The 14,338-nt window shown below is 49.1% G+C and carries 11 protein-coding genes; 3 read left to right on the forward strand and 8 right to left on the reverse strand.

The window, feature by feature from the left end; translation table 11 throughout:
• Nucleotides 1-91: 91 nt before the first annotated feature.
• Entirely contained in the window at nucleotides 92-514 is a 423-nt protein-coding gene (locus HNY42_RS14265) for a CBS domain-containing protein (protein WP_012371366.1), read from the reverse strand.
• Nucleotides 515-690: 176 nt separating this feature from the next.
• On the opposite strand from HNY42_RS14265, the gene HNY42_RS14270 reads away from it, so the two are divergent.
• The 3 genes from HNY42_RS14270 to HNY42_RS14280 all read left to right on the forward strand — a co-directional run bounded on the left by HNY42_RS14270 (nucleotide 691) and on the right by HNY42_RS14280 (nucleotide 5,461).
• Nucleotides 691-2,937 (forward strand): methyl-accepting chemotaxis protein, encoded by a 2,247-nt coding sequence (locus HNY42_RS14270; RefSeq protein ID WP_188004705.1) that lies wholly within the window; start codon nucleotides 691-693, stop codon nucleotides 2,935-2,937.
• Nucleotides 2,938-3,101: 164 nt separating this feature from the next.
• Nucleotides 3,102-4,256 (forward strand): helix-turn-helix domain-containing protein, encoded by a 1,155-nt coding sequence (locus tag HNY42_RS14275; RefSeq protein WP_131502266.1) that lies wholly within the window; start codon nucleotides 3,102-3,104, stop codon nucleotides 4,254-4,256.
• Between the two features lie 11 nt (nucleotides 4,257-4,267).
• The gene (locus HNY42_RS14280) at nucleotides 4,268-5,461 is read left to right on the forward strand and encodes a CDP-glycerol glycerophosphotransferase family protein (protein ID WP_131502267.1); all 1,194 of its coding nucleotides are present in this window, start codon (nucleotides 4,268-4,270) and stop codon (nucleotides 5,459-5,461) included.
• Nucleotides 5,462-5,542: 81 nt separating this feature from the next.
• On the opposite strand, the gene rlmD is transcribed toward HNY42_RS14280, so the two are convergent.
• The 7 genes from rlmD to putP form a co-directional block, all read right to left on the reverse strand.
• Nucleotides 5,543-6,907 carry a 23S rRNA (uracil(1939)-C(5))-methyltransferase RlmD gene (rlmD, locus tag HNY42_RS14285; protein WP_026827490.1) on the reverse strand — a complete coding sequence of 455 codons (1,365 nt, stop codon included), beginning with the start codon at nucleotides 6,905-6,907 and terminating at the stop codon, nucleotides 5,543-5,545.
• 29 nt (nucleotides 6,908-6,936) lie between these two features.
• Nucleotides 6,937-7,905 (reverse strand): diacylglycerol kinase, encoded by a 969-nt coding sequence (locus HNY42_RS14290; protein ID WP_131502269.1) that lies wholly within the window; start codon nucleotides 7,903-7,905, stop codon nucleotides 6,937-6,939.
• Between the two features lie 146 nt (nucleotides 7,906-8,051).
• Nucleotides 8,052-9,485, reverse strand: coding sequence for an Asp-tRNA(Asn)/Glu-tRNA(Gln) amidotransferase subunit GatB (gatB, locus tag HNY42_RS14295; protein WP_131502270.1), 1,434 nt, complete (start codon nucleotides 9,483-9,485; stop codon nucleotides 8,052-8,054).
• Between the two features lie 13 nt (nucleotides 9,486-9,498).
• The gene (gatA, locus tag HNY42_RS14300) at nucleotides 9,499-10,941 is read right to left on the reverse strand and encodes an Asp-tRNA(Asn)/Glu-tRNA(Gln) amidotransferase subunit GatA (RefSeq protein ID WP_026827488.1); all 1,443 of its coding nucleotides are present in this window, start codon (nucleotides 10,939-10,941) and stop codon (nucleotides 9,499-9,501) included.
• A gap of 16 nt (nucleotides 10,942-10,957) precedes the next feature.
• The gene (gatC, locus tag HNY42_RS14305; RefSeq protein WP_188004706.1) at nucleotides 10,958-11,248 is read right to left on the reverse strand and encodes an Asp-tRNA(Asn)/Glu-tRNA(Gln) amidotransferase subunit GatC; all 291 of its coding nucleotides are present in this window, start codon (nucleotides 11,246-11,248) and stop codon (nucleotides 10,958-10,960) included.
• Between the two features lie 201 nt (nucleotides 11,249-11,449).
• Nucleotides 11,450-12,667, reverse strand: coding sequence for an Nramp family divalent metal transporter (locus HNY42_RS14310; protein ID WP_255508366.1), 1,218 nt, complete (start codon nucleotides 12,665-12,667; stop codon nucleotides 11,450-11,452).
• Nucleotides 12,668-12,821: 154 nt separating this feature from the next.
• Nucleotides 12,822-14,333: a sodium/proline symporter PutP gene (putP, locus tag HNY42_RS14315; protein ID WP_131502273.1), complete on the reverse strand. Its 1,512-nt coding sequence runs from the start codon at nucleotides 14,331-14,333 to the stop codon at nucleotides 12,822-12,824.
• Between the last annotated feature and the right edge of the window lie 5 nt (nucleotides 14,334-14,338).

Here is a 14,338-nt window from a genome sequence, read left to right on the forward strand (position 1 = left end):
TCCAACACAACCGGTTCTTGAAGTGAAAACGGGTCAATAAAAAGCACTTCTCTCCACTTTTCGTGAAAATCAGTGCTTTTTTTACTGGATTTCAGTATTGAACGTTTTCCCGCGCTACTTTTTTAGCAAAGTAGTCAATGATATCGCGTCGACGAATGATCCCGATGAAGTGTTTTCCATCATCGATGACCGGTACGAAATTTTGATCGGTGATGACTTCAATCATCTCTTCCATCTGCGCTGTGATGGAAACCGGTTTGTACCGGACACGTTGCTTAATATCCGTTAAACGGGTTTGCAGGACATGATCATAATCCGCATGTTCAAGATTTTTTTCAAGTGCCCACAAGACATCCCCTTCCGTCAGGGTTCCTGCATATTTTCCCTTGTCATCAACGAGTGGGACCGACGTGAATCGATGATGTTTCATCTTTTCGAGTGCTTGTCTGACCGTTGATTCCGGATCTAAGTATTTGACTTCGTCTTTTGGTAATAAGAAAAAAGCAATATTCATTTCTGTTCCTCCCTAGCCACTCTGTGACACCCCTTCTATTTTATCATGAACTCCGGTTACGTTCAGTTCCCAAATCATGAAAATCTCCCCACAATTCCTTCATATTTAGTACTACCCTTCCGATAATCAGAATAGACAGATTTTATAGACTATTTCAAAAGATAGGAGAATTACATATGCGTCTTCCGATAACACGCCGTCTTTTCATCGGGTTGATTCTATTACCTGCCCTCACGTTAGGGGTCTCGACCTGGTTTTCCTACGATCAGACGAGTCAGACCGTCGAGCGACTGGTCGATTCGACTTCTCAAACGGCCTTAAAACAACTCGAACAATCCTTTTCCCGCATCATCGATGATACTAAAAAAGATACCACCCTGTTAGCCGGTCTTCCGTTCAACCGGACGAACGGACAACTACCGAATTACATACGCAATACTCCGGAGATTGGTGCGGAACTGCCTTCTCAAAAAGCAAAAGATATCTACAGTGTCCTTGAGAAATATGGTTCATCTAAAATCGAAAATTCCTTTGTTCAGTATGCCGATGTCAAAGGCGGTTATTTAAACTGGCCGAAACAGGAAGCAACGTCGGGTTATGATCCCCGTCAGGACGTTTGGTACAAACAGGCATTAGAAAATTCAAGTACGGTCGCAATGAGCGAACCCTACTATGATCAGGCGACCAAGCTTTCCGTCATCGGTTTTTCAAAAGCAGCGCTCGATGATCAGGCGAACATCAAAGGAGTCTTATCCGTCTACAAGAGTGTCGACCGGTTATCGGAAGACATGAAACGGATTGAAATCGGTCAACAAGGATTCGTCTTCAGTTATACGAAAGACGGTAAAGTCGTCACGCACCCGAATAAAAATTATTTCTTCAAAAAAGTCGATCAATTACGTGAAGGTGGAAAAGCATACTTTGAAGCACCGAAACAAATGATCAACCAGGAATCCGGTTCGACGATCATGGATGTCGGCGGAAAAAAATCGGTCGTCATCTGGCAGTTGTCCTCGAAGACCGGCTTTAAATTAGCCGTCGTTCTCGACTACGCCTCGTTGTATGCGCCGAAGGATGCGATGCTGAAACAATCGTTAATCAATTTCGTCATTGCGATTGCCTTAGCGACATTGATCGCCTGGCTCATCGGCCGGTCCATCAATCGCCCGTTAGCCGGACTGCGTAATGAAGCGTTAGCGATTGCGAGCGGCGATTTGCGATCAACGACCCGTCCGAAACGATGGATCCGCGATGAACTGTCTGATCTTGGCGAAAACTTTGACGCGATGCGCCAAAAGCTTCGTCAAACGATTACCGCGATGACTCAGTCAGCCGGAACCGTCCGGGATGCTTCGCAAGATTTGTCATCAAATGCGACCCACGTTCAAAATGCATCGGTTCAAATCGGACAGACGATGGAAGAAATCGCTTCCGCCGGTGAGACCCAAACCAAGCAAGCGGAACGATCTTCCCAGGCGGTATATGGCGTCAAGGAACGGTCTGTCGCAATGCAGGCATCGGCTACCCAAACACTGAATGAAGTCGCTTCCGTTGCAACTGCAGCGGCACGCGGCAGCAGCTTAACGAAACAAACCATCACCGATTTATTACAGCATTCCGACTCGCTGGAGCAGGAAATCCAGAATACATCCGATTTCCTCAGCAATCGTTCGGAAGAGATCGGTAAAATCCTCGGAACGTTACAGGCCATCTCGAGTCAAACCAACCTGTTGGCCTTAAACGCGGCCATCGAAGCGGCGCGGGTCGGAGAACAGGGACGCGGGTTCGCCGTCGTCGCAAGCGAAGTACGGAAACTTGCCGAGGAAAGTGATCAGTCCGCGAAACAAATCAAACAGCTGCTCGATAACATCCAACATGAAACACAGACGGCGATGGGCGCGATGAACGGCGTCATGGATGACTTAAAGCAATCGCTCGAATCGGTCAAGACGACCGGTGTCGATTTCGAACAGATCGCCGGATCCGTCCAGCATGTCTCGAAACGGACAGAATCCTTAACGGGTGACATCAGTGCGCTGACGACGGCCACCGAAGAAGTCTCTGACGCGATGGGAACGATTCTTGCCTTGACGGAAGAAAATGCTGCCGGGATCGAGACGAGTGCCGCAAGCATCCAGGAAACGAATGCGACAATCGAAGCGGTTACGACAGCAGCGGCCCATCTCGCGCAAATCGCAACGGAACTTCATGCCCTGACCGTCGATTTCCAAGTGGATGAACCGATTGGCGGGGACGACCTTTTGCCGCCTGCCGAAGTATCTGAACCGGTTGTTAATGACACATCTTACGATCAAGTAGCGACGGCCTCACTCGATGCGCTGCCTGAAACCGAGGACGTATCAACTGATATCGAATCAATTGATCCGGTCGACTCAGACTCCTTCGACGACGCGCATCGTTAATCGATTTCACTTAAGACCAAACAGACATCAACAGCCTGAGCACGCAGGCCGTTGATGTCTTTTGATTTTTCGGCGTCCCCCGTGTCCAGGCGATTCTTGCTATACAATCGCCTGGACACGACGTAAACTGAAAACAACACGTTTAGAAGAAAGGAGGATTTCCAGTGTCACCCTTATCAACAGAAGATTTAATTCAGATCGCGGAAAGTCTTTACGGGACGACTGGTTTTTTTGTTTCGTACCAGTCCCTGACCGGTGAAGAACTGGACATCAGTCCTGTTGCCCCCTCCCATCCAAGCCGTTTATCGATCGAACAGGAGTGGCCTGCACCGGATCAGACACCGCTCCTGTATACATTAAAAGACGGGACGGCCTATCTGTTCATTCCTGTCCATGAACAAGGGCAGTACCGGATCGGTCCTGTCTTACTGCAGTCCGCCTTGTTCCGTGCGCATATCCAGGATGAAGCGTTCCATCAATTTTATAAATCCTTGACCCGAACGACGGAAAACCGGCTGATTGACTGTGCTCATCTGGTCCACCGCTTATTGACCGGCCAGCAACTCGCCAAACGGGACATCCGGACTGTATCGGAAAGCGAGGAGCAGGAAATCCCGTTGATTGCCGACGTTTCTCCCCATACGGCCACAACCGCCTACATCAAAGCATGGGAGCGGGAACAACAGATCATTGAATGGATTTCTTCCGGACAAAGCGAACGCTTAGCGACGACCTACTCTCTCCCCGCTTACGGTGAGTTCGGATCATTGGCACGTCATCAACCATTACGGGCAGAAAAAAATCTTCTGCTCGGTACCGTTTTATTGAGCGCCCGGGCTGCCATCAATGGCGGGTTGGAACCGGATGAAGCCTTTATGCTCAGTGACCGGATGATTGAATCGATTGAGGCGGCAACCAGTATTTCCGAACTGCGAAACCGTCATGTCCGGATTACGGTCAGTTTTGCAGAAGCCGTCAAACAGATCCAGGAGTTACGCCATTCGCCGCACGTACTTGCCGCGATCCGTTATATCCAGCAGCATCTGTATGATCCTCTATCGGTCTCGTCAATCAGCCAGGCCATTCATGTCTCGGCGAATTATTTATCCGTCCTGTTCAAGGAAGAAACGGGTCTTCCACTCGCACGCTATGTCATTCGTGAACGGATCCGTGAAGCGAAAAGGTTATTGCGTTCGACGGATGATTCCTTACTGACCATCTCGAACAAGTTACATTTTTCGAGTCAAAGTCATTTCAGTCAAGCGTTCAAACAGACGACGGGCGAGACGCCGACTCATTACAGACAACATCATTTTTAAAGGAGCATGACATGACACAGCTATTTACGAAAATCCGTCGCAAGAAAATCCATAAAGGATTACTTCTCTATCGACTGTTTCAAAAGCTTCCGGTTCAACAGAATCTTGTCCTGTTTGAAAGTTTTTTAGGACGCGGTTATTCGGACAATCCGAAGGCGCTCTACCTGACGCTTCAAAAACAGCATCCGGAACTGCAACTCGTCTGGATTTTTGCCAAAGAACCGACCGCTACAGTCAAGGCAGCTTGTCCGAACTGGGTATTGCGGAATAGCCCGAAATACTATTATCAGATGGCCCGGGCCAAGTACTGGATTTTCAACACGCGTCAGCCGCTCAGCTTAAAGAAACGGCGGGAGACGCTGTATTTACAGACCTGGCACGGGACACCCTTAAAACGGTTGGGACTCGATATGGACGAAGTTCATATGCCGGGTACGAATACCGAACAATATAAAAAAAACTTTTCGTCACAGGCACAGGAATGGAATTACCTGCTTTCACCCAATGTCTATTCCAGTGAGATTTTTAAACGGGCGTTTGATTTCCGGGGACAACTTCTCGAAACCGGTTATCCGCGAAATGATCTGTTGTATGCCCCGAATCGTCAGCAACAAGCCGAACAGATCAAACAGTCATTACAATTACCGCCTGACAAAAAAGTCATCTTATATGCACCGACTTGGCGTGACGACGAGTTCGTGACGAAGGGACAATACCGTTTCAATCTCAAGCTGGATCTGGAACAGATGCAAGCCCGGTTAGGTGATGACTATATCGTTCTGTTACGAATGCACTACTTGATTGCGGAACATCTCGATCTCAGCGCACAGGCGGACTTCGCCTACGACGTTTCCTCTTACGGCGACATCGCAGAACTGTATCTGATCAGCGATCTGCTGATTACCGATTATTCGTCCGTTTTCTTTGACTATGCCCACCTGAACCGTCCGATGTTGTTCTTTACGTATGATTTAGAGAAATATGCTTCTGTTCTCCGAGGATTCTATTTTGATTTTGAAGCAGTCGTTCCCGGTCCCTTGTTAAAAGAAAGTGACCAGGTAATCGACTATATCGCAGACATCGAGGCACACTCCAGAAAATACGCAGATAAATACACGGCATTCCAGGAACGCTTTTGCAGTTTGGACGACGGGAAAGCCAGTCAACGCGCGGTGGATGCGCTATTCGCTTCTAATAGCCAGTAAACATTACGCATAAAAAAAACGAGAATCACTTCACCGTTCTTGCGGTAAGTGATTCTCGTTTTTTTGTTAGTATAGAGATTTTTAGTTTTCTTCACGTACGAACAAAGCAACGCTCTCGACGTGTGTCGTATGCGGGAACATATCAACAGGTGTCACTTCCATCAGCTTGTAGCCGAGTTCAGCCAAAAGCTTGGCGTCCCGTGCTTGTGTTGAAGCGTTACAAGAGACGTAGACAATCCGCTTTGGCGCGACTTCAGCAGCAGCACGGAGGAATTCTTCGTCACAGCCTTTACGCGGCGGGTCAACGACGATGACGTCAGGCTTGATGCCGCCTTTCACGAGTGCCGGCATGACCGTTTCTGCAGTTCCGTATTCGAACGATACGTTATCGATGCCGTTTGCTTTTGCATTCCGGCGTGCATCGTCAATCGCTTGTGGTACCATCTCGATGCCGTAGACGTGTTTCGCCTGTTGCGCAAGCGACAATGAAATCGAACCGATACCGCAATACGCATCGACAACGATTTCATCGCCAGTTAACTGAGCGTATTCAAGCGCTTTTCCGTACAGTTTTTCCGTTTGTAACGGGTTGACCTGGAAGAACGAATGCGGTGAAATTTCATACGTCAATCCGGCAATTTGATCGCGGATGACAGATGGTCCGTGTAAGACGATGTTACGTTTTCCTAAGATGACGTTCGTCTCATCCGGATTGATATTTTGCTGGATCGATGTGACGTTCGGGACAGCTTTTAAGATGCCTTCGACGATTTTATCAGCACCGCGCAATTGTTTGACCTTCGTCACGAGGACGATCATCAATTCGTTTGTGTGGTAACCGTGGCGTGCCATGATGTGACGGATGACACCGCTGTTTTTCTTTTCGTCGTAAGCCGGAACCTTCAGGTCAGCCAGTACTTTCCGGACGGCTTGAATTGCATCATCATTCTCTTTATTTTGGATCAGACAGTAATCCATGTCGATGATCCGGTGACTGCGTTTTTGATAAAAACCGGCCATTAACTTGTTGGATTGGAACGCGACCGGCACTTGTGCCTTGTTGCGGTAACCCCATGGATCTTCCATACCCATCGTTTCGTGGACCGGAATCTCAAGACCGGCAAGACGCGCGAACGCATCACGGACACGGTTATGTTTGAATTTCAGTTCCGCGTCATACGAGAGATGCTGCAGTTGGCAACCGCCGCACTGGTTATAGACCGGGCAAGGCGGCTCAACACGATCGACACTCTTCGTTTTTTGACGGATGATCCGTCCGAAACCGTACGATTTCGTCGTTTTCGTAATTCTGATTTTGACTTGTTCCGTCGGCAAGGCACCGGGAATGAAGACGGTGTAGCCGTCAATCCGGGCAACCCCTGAACCGTCGTGCGTCAAGTCGACGATATCGACGACGTGCTCATCGTTTTTTTGTACTGGGATCATGTTATTTTCCTCCTAGAAAATCCCGCGTCTTACGCGAGATTCGTTTCCTGTTCTTGTGCCTGTAGCTGTAAATTGATCGTTTCCATCTCGTCGATCCGGAACTTCGGCGTCATGACGTCGAAATGTGATTGAAGATTCGTCATCTCCCCTTCACAAATCCCGCCAAACTCGCCATCGATGTTCAAGCTCATCTCGGATGTATTTCGCATCCGGACAAACGACGTCGTCACATGTTCAATACATGGATCAGAGAAGTGGTCTCCCTTTAACGCCAACCGCATGACACGGATTAACTCAACGAGATTACATTTTTTCAAAATGAATAAATCAAAGCGTCCATCATTGAGGGATGCATTCGGTGAAAGTTTTTCAAAACCGCCTACGGAATTGGTATTCGAAGTCAAAAACAACATGACTTCACCTTTAAATATCCCGCGTTCATGTTCAAGCTCGACATAGGTCGGACGGATTTGCGGGAGTTTTTCCATCCCTTTGACGTAATACGCCAATTGTCCAAGGGCCGTTTTGAGTTTTGATGGAACTTCGTACGAGAGTTCCGTCATGATGCCACCACCTGCGATGTTGATGAAATAGTGGGTACCTGTCGCCCCTTCGATCTTCCCGATGTCGACGGGCATCGTGTACCCTGTACAGATGACATCCATCGCACCCTCGATCGTCAAGGGAATCCGCATTGCCCGACCGAAATCATTGGTCGTTCCGACCGGTAAGACACCCAGTTTTGGACGAACCGGATACGAGGCCATTCCACTGATTACTTCGTTTAACGTACCATCTCCACCTGCAGCAACGACAAGGTCAAATTCGGCTTCGCAGGCCCGTGCTGCTTCATATGTCGCGTCACCGACCGCTTTCGTCGAATAGACGGAAGTCTCATAACCCGCTGCTTCCAGCCGGTCTAAGATATACGGCAGATTACGCTTTACCATCTCTTTCCCGGAAGTCGGGTTATAAATCACTCGCGCTCTAGGTCTCATAAGATTTTCTCCTTTTTTACTCAACCGATCCATTTGATACATAACTGTTTTATTTTACATGAAGTTCTGACACATTACAAAGGCAAAAAAAGAAGCACCGCTTCCTCCCCCTGATTTAAGGAAGGAGACCGGTGCTTCAACAAAGCTTATTTTAATTTTTCGAGTTCTTCGTAGAACAGTTGATCGAGCAATGCCGGATTCGCCATTCCTTTTGTTTTTTTCATGATTTGACCGATGACGAAACCTTTTTTCCGGTCACGGCCGTTGACAAGTTCTTCGACAACTGCCGGATTTGCTTCAAACATCTCGACGATAAGTCCGCGAAGGAGTCCTTCGTCCGAAATTTGTGCGAGTCCTTGTTCTTCGACGTAAGCACGCGGCTCGACGCCTTGTTCGATGACAGCCGTGAAGACTTGTTTCGCGATTTTCGATGAAATCGTTCCGCCGGCAATCAGTTCGATCATTTCGGCGAGACGGGCTGGTGTCAGCTTGATCGTATCAAACGTTTCCGTCGATTTGTTCAAGTGACCTTGGACTTCCCCGACCGTCCAGTTGGCAGCGGCTTTCGGTTCAGCACCGGCTGCAATCGTTGCTTCGAAGTACTCGGCCATCTCACGTGTGACCGTCAATTGTTTCGCGTCATAGGCCGACAGACCAAGCGCTTCCTGGTAGCGGACACGACGGGCATCCGGTAATTCCGGAATGCCGGCGCGGATTGCTTCTTTCCAGTCATGATCGAGGACCAGCTTAACGAGATCCGGTTCCGGGAAGTAGCGGTAATCGGATGCGCCTTCTTTGACCCGCATCAGGACCGTTTGTTTTTTCGTTTCGTCAAAGCGGAGTGTCTCCTGACGCATGACGCCGCCGGATAACAACAGCTTGCGGTGACGGTCTTCTTCGAACTCAAGACCTTTTAAGACATTTCCGAACGAGTTCAAGTTCTTCAGTTCGGTTTTTGTACCGAACTTCTCTTGTCCGTAGGGACGGACGGAGATGTTACAGTCGCAACGTAACGACCCTTCTTCCATCTTAACGTCCGAGACGCCTGCATACTGCAGGACTTCTTTCAGACGCTCGAGGTAAGCGACCGCTTCTTTTGGTGAGCGCATGTCGGCTTCACTGACGATCTCAATCAACGGTGCGCCGGTCCGGTTGAAGTCGACGACCGAATGGTTGGCGCCGGTGTGGTTCATCTTCCCGGCATCTTCTTCGAGGTGGACGCGTTCAATCCGGAAACGTTTTGTTTCGCCGTCGACTTCCGCATCGATGTAGCCGTCAAAACCGATCGGCTGATCAAACTGCGAAATTTGATAGGCTTTTGGCGTATCCGGATAAAAATAGTTTTTCCGGTCGAATTTCGTTTGATCGGCAACGTGACAGTTCAAGGCCATGGCTGCACGAACGGCGAGTTCGACTGCTTTTTCATTGATTTTCGGCAGGACACCGGGATGTCCGAGACAGATCGGGCACGTCTTCGTGTTCGTTTCCGCTCCGTATTCCCGGGCACAGCCGCAAAACATCTTTGTATTTGTATTTAATTCGGCATGGACTTCAATACCGATGACCGTTTCAAAGTTCATAAGGCATTCTCCTTTATAGCTTCGGAAGCGCAAATCCACCGGTCGCAAGCTCGAATGCATGCGCAGCACGATAAATCGTCGCCTCGTCAAAGTGTTTTCCGATGATTTGCAGACCGACCGGTAATCCGTCGACGAGACCGGCTGGAACCGAAATCGCCGGCACACCTGCCAAGTTGATTGGAATCGTCAGGATATCGTTGGCATACATCGTGACCGGATCATCGTTTTGTGCCCCGAGTTCAAAGGCAGGTGTCGGTGCAGTTGGTCCGATGATGACATCGTAGTTGGCAAGGACCTGGTCAAAGTCTTGTTTAATCAATGTCCGTGCTTGTTGTGCTTTTTTATAGTAGGCATCGTAGTAGCCTGAGCTGAGGGCATACGTTCCGAGCATGATCCGACGTTTGACTTCGTCGCCGAAACCTTGAGCGCGCGAATACTTGAAGACATCTTCAAGTGCATCGGCTTCGGCACGGACACCGTAACGGATACCGTCGAAACGGGCCAGGTTGGATGAAGCTTCTGAAGAAGCGAGTAAGTAATACGTCGCCAACGCATATTTCGAGTTCGGAAGTGACACTTCATCAACCGTCGCACCAAGCGACTCGAGTTTCTTGATGGCGGCACGGATATTTTCCTTGACGCCTTCACTGATTCCTTCTCCGAAATATTCTTTCGGAACGGCAATCTTCAGTCCTTTGATATCCCCTGTCAGTGCTTGTGTGTAATCCGTCGGGTTGACGTTCGCTGACGTCGAATCCATGTCACAATGTCCGGCAATCGCACTCAATAAGTACGCATTGTCTTCGACCGTCCGTGTCAATGGACCGATTTGGTCAAGTGACGAGGCGAAGGCAACGAGACCGTAACGCGAGACGAGACCATATGTTGGTTTTAAACCGACGACACCACAGTAAGCAGCCGGTTGACGGATCGAACCACCCGTATCAGAACCGAGGCTGAATAAGACTTCGCCTGCCGCGACAGCTGCTGCTGAGCCGCCTGACGAACCGCCTGGCACGTGTTTCGTATTCCATGGGTTGCGGACCGGTTTATAAGCCGAGTTTTCGTTTGATGAGCCCATCGCGAATTCATCCATGTTCAATTTCCCGATTGTGATGGCTCCTGCTTCATGCAGACGCTCGACGACCGTCGCATCATGCGCCGGAACGAAGTTTTCGAGGAACTTCGAACCACATGTCGTCGTCATCCCTTTCGTGACGATGTTGTCTTTGACACCAATCGGTAACCCGAATAACGGGTTTGCTTCATGTTTTGCAATCTCGTCCATCCGTTTTGCCTGCTCGAAAGCATCTTCGTTCAACGATAAAAATGCGCCGATGTTTCCGTCCACGCGGTCAATCCGGTCAAACGATTCCTGGACAAGCTCGGATACTTTGACTTCTCCGTCTTTGACGAGTGTGTGTAAATTCTTTACACCATGTTCAAAAAGTGACATATCGGTGGTCTCCTCCTTATTCGAATACTGCCGGGACACGGACTTGTCCGTCTTCCCAATCAGGTGAGAGTCGTTCTACTTCCATGCGCGGAAGCGATGGACGTACTTCATCTTTACGCAAGACGTTTTTGAGATCGAGGACGTGTGTCGTCGGTTCGACGCCTGTCGTATCGAGCTCATTTAATTGTTCAGCAAACCCGAGAATCTTCTCAAGTTGAACGGTAAATTGTTGGACTTCTTCATCTGTTACGGCGAGACGTGCTAAATGCGCCACATGGCGGACTTGTTCTTCATTAATCTTTGCCATCTGATTCCACCTCCGGAACTTTTTCAATATATTTTACACTATTTCTAATCATAGCACTTTTTGTCCAGACAAAAAAGACGATGGTGCATCGGGGGGAGGTCCGCACCATCGTCCTTATAGGGGTAGCAAAGCTTCCGGGCAGAAAGCTTCTAGTAATGAATTACCCGAGCTGCCGGTAAGCAAAACAAAAAATCTGATTATTCAAAATAAAAGATCAGCTAACAGATAGACGTTGAAGATGATAACGATACTGACAATCGTCCAAGCGGAACCTTTCGTCAGCGGCCGATTTTTATATTTGCCCATGATCCGTTCACTTGATGTGGCACGAATTAATGGAATCAACGCAAACGGAATCCCGAACGATAAGGCGACCTGGCTCCAAATCAACGCGCGTGTCGGATCAAATCCGGATAACAGCAAGAGGATAGCCGGTAACATCGTGATACTGCGTCTGAGAAAAAGCGGAATCTCCATCTTCAGGAAACCGCGCATGATGGCGTCGCCGGACATCGTGCCGACACTCGATGAAGCGAGTCCGGAAATCAACAGTGCTCCGCCAAACAGATAAGGTGCTGCACCGCCGAGTGACGTCCCGAGCCCGTGAAAAATACTTTCCAGCGTCTCTGCCTGTTGGCTCGTCCCGAAGAAAACGGTCGCCGCAATGACAAGCATCGCGGCATTGACTGCTCCCGCAATCAACATGGCCGCCCAAATGTCCATTTTCTGAATCCGTAATAATCCTTTTTTATCAGCGATGTTCCCCATCCGTCGTTTCGTTAAGTCGGAATGGAGATAAATCGCGTGTGGCATGACCGTTGCCCCGAGCATCCCCGCTGCGAGAACAATACTCGACGTCCCCGAAAATCCGGGAATCAATCCACCGGCAACATCCTGGAGAACCGGTCTGACTTCGATGACTTGGATCGCAAATGCGAGTGCGATGACAAGGACCAGGGTTCCGATGACGGCTTCAAAATGCCGTAATCCTTTTCGTTCGAATCCAAGGATGATGAACGAAGCAACCGCCGTCAGCAAGGCGGCGATTTTCAAATCGATGCCGAACAGCAGGTTAAAACCGAGTGCCGCCCCGACGAATTCGGCCAAGTCCGTCGCCATGGCAACGAGTTCGGCCTGTGCCCAGTAAATGATCCGCATGACCGGCGATAATTCATCCCGAATCACTTCCGCGAGACTCGTATTGCTGACCAGCCCCAGTTTCGCTGACAGCGTCTGAATCATGACGGCCATCAAGTTTGCTGCGATGATCACCCACAGGAGTAAAAATCCGTACTGCGCTCCTGCCGTCATGTTTGTCGCAAAATTCCCCGGATCGAGGTAAGCGACGGCAGCCACGAACGCCGGTCCGATATAGTGTCTTTTTTTCAAACGCTCCACTGGAACGATCGGTTGACTCATCACTTTGCCTCACCTCTCTTTAGTTGTTAGTATACGCTTTTTTTGCGTATAGGCAACATATATGTTTTACGTAAAGATATGTTCACTTAGTTAGTTTCTTCTATATAAAAAGAATGTCCGGCGCACGAGGCACCGGACATTCTTTTCGTTATCATCATACGACTTTCCGTTGTTGTTCTGCTCCTTTGAGTTGAGCTTGTACTTCATCGAATTCATCATACATCGCTTGACTCGGTGCTTTCGTCAAGAGACTGCCGACAACAAGTGCGACGGTGGAAGCGATGAATGCAGGAATCATTTCATACATCTCCGAGATATAAAACGGAAGATCTTTGACATACACCTTCACCAAAATCCAGACGATGACGACGACTGTTCCTGTAATCATCGAGGCAAGAGCACCATGTTTGTTCATCCGGCGCCATAATAAACTGAACAAGACGACCGGTCCAAATGCAGCGCCGAATCCGGCCCACGCATATCCTACAAGTGTCAGAATGGATTTTTGAGCACCAAATGATAAGGCAATGGCAAGGAGTGCGACGACGAGAACCATGATCCGTCCCATGACCATCAACTCTTTATCTGACGCATTTCGTTTCAGGAAACGCTGATAGAAATCATTAGTTGCGGCACTCGATGACACAAGCAGCTGCGTCGAAATCGTTGACATGATGGCAGCGAGCAATGCCGCCAGTAATAATCCCGTGATGAACCCCGGGAACAGATCACGTGACAGTTGAATGAAGACGTTCTCTGGATTTTCGAGTTTTCCACCTTGTTGCGTGAAATAAGCGTATCCGAATAGTCCGGTTACCATTGCCCCGACAATCGAAAACGTCATCCAGATCATCCCGACCCGACGAGCCGCTTTCATTTCATGCAAGTTTCGAATCGCCATAAAACGGACGATGATGTGCGGTTGACCAAAGTAACCAAGTCCCCAGGCAAGCAGGGAAACGATACCGATCACAGTCGTTCCTTTGAACAGTTCAAGTTTCGAACCATCTGTCGAACGGATCGTCTCAAGCGTCTCATTAATCCCGCCGCTGAGCGCAAGCGTAACGGCTGGGACGATCAGCAAGGCGATGACCATGATCATTCCTTGGACGACGTCCGTCCAACTGACTGCGAGGAAACCACCGAGGAATACATACGCGATGACGACACCTGCCAAAATCCATAAGCCGGTTGTATACTCGAGTCCGAAGACCGATTCAAACAAACGACCGCCGGCGACAAAACCACTTGAAGCGTACATTATAAAGAATATTAAGATAACTCCAGCTGAAACTGTACGCAGGACACCACTTTTATCGTGGAACCGCTTTTCAAAGTAGTCGGGAATCGTAATCGCATCCCCGGCATGCGCCGTATAAGCACGTAAACGTGGTGCAACTAGCAACCAGTTGGCATACGCACCGAGTAGTAACCCGATGACAATCCATCCACTGGACAGACCAGTTGCAAACATAGCGCCTGGTAATCCCATCAATAACCATCCACTCATATCACTCGCTCCGGCTGAGAGCGCTGTGACGACCGGTCCGATCGTTCGTCCTCCAAGCATATAATCGTTCATGTTTTTTGTCCGATAATACGCGACGACGCCTAGTATGACCATCAAACCCAGATACAACAAAATCGCGAACCACATTCCGTTCATCTCGT

The sequence above is a fragment of the Exiguobacterium sp. Helios genome, from assembly GCF_014524545.1.
GTDB lineage: Bacteria > Bacillota > Bacilli > Exiguobacteriales > Exiguobacteriaceae > Exiguobacterium_A.

Bases quoted from the DNA above. Each gene is read 5' to 3' on its own strand.
- HNY42_RS14280 (WP_131502267.1), top strand. From the start codon at position 4,268: ATGACACAGCTATTTACGAAAATCCGTCGCAAGAAAATCCATAAAGGA.
- gatB (WP_131502270.1), bottom strand. From the start codon at position 9,485: ATGAACTTTGAAACGGTCATCGGTATTGAAGTCCATGCCGAATTAAAT.
- gatC (WP_188004706.1), bottom strand. From the start codon at position 11,248: ATGGCAAAGATTAATGAAGAACAAGTCCGCCATGTGGCGCATTTAGCA.
- HNY42_RS14270 (WP_188004705.1), top strand. From the start codon at position 691: ATGCGTCTTCCGATAACACGCCGTCTTTTCATCGGGTTGATTCTATTA.
- gatA (WP_026827488.1), bottom strand. From the start codon at position 10,941: ATGTCACTTTTTGAACATGGTGTAAAGAATTTACACACACTCGTCAAA.
- HNY42_RS14310 (WP_255508366.1), bottom strand. From the start codon at position 12,667: ATGAGTCAACCGATCGTTCCAGTGGAGCGTTTGAAAAAAAGACACTAT.
- rlmD (WP_026827490.1), bottom strand. From the start codon at position 6,907: ATGATCCCAGTACAAAAAAACGATGAGCACGTCGTCGATATCGTCGAC.
- HNY42_RS14290 (WP_131502269.1), bottom strand. From the start codon at position 7,905: ATGAGACCTAGAGCGCGAGTGATTTATAACCCGACTTCCGGGAAAGAG.
- putP (WP_131502273.1), bottom strand. From the start codon at position 14,333: ATGAACGGAATGTGGTTCGCGATTTTGTTGTATCTGGGTTTGATGGTC.
- HNY42_RS14265 (WP_012371366.1), bottom strand. From the start codon at position 514: ATGAATATTGCTTTTTTCTTATTACCAAAAGACGAAGTCAAATACTTA.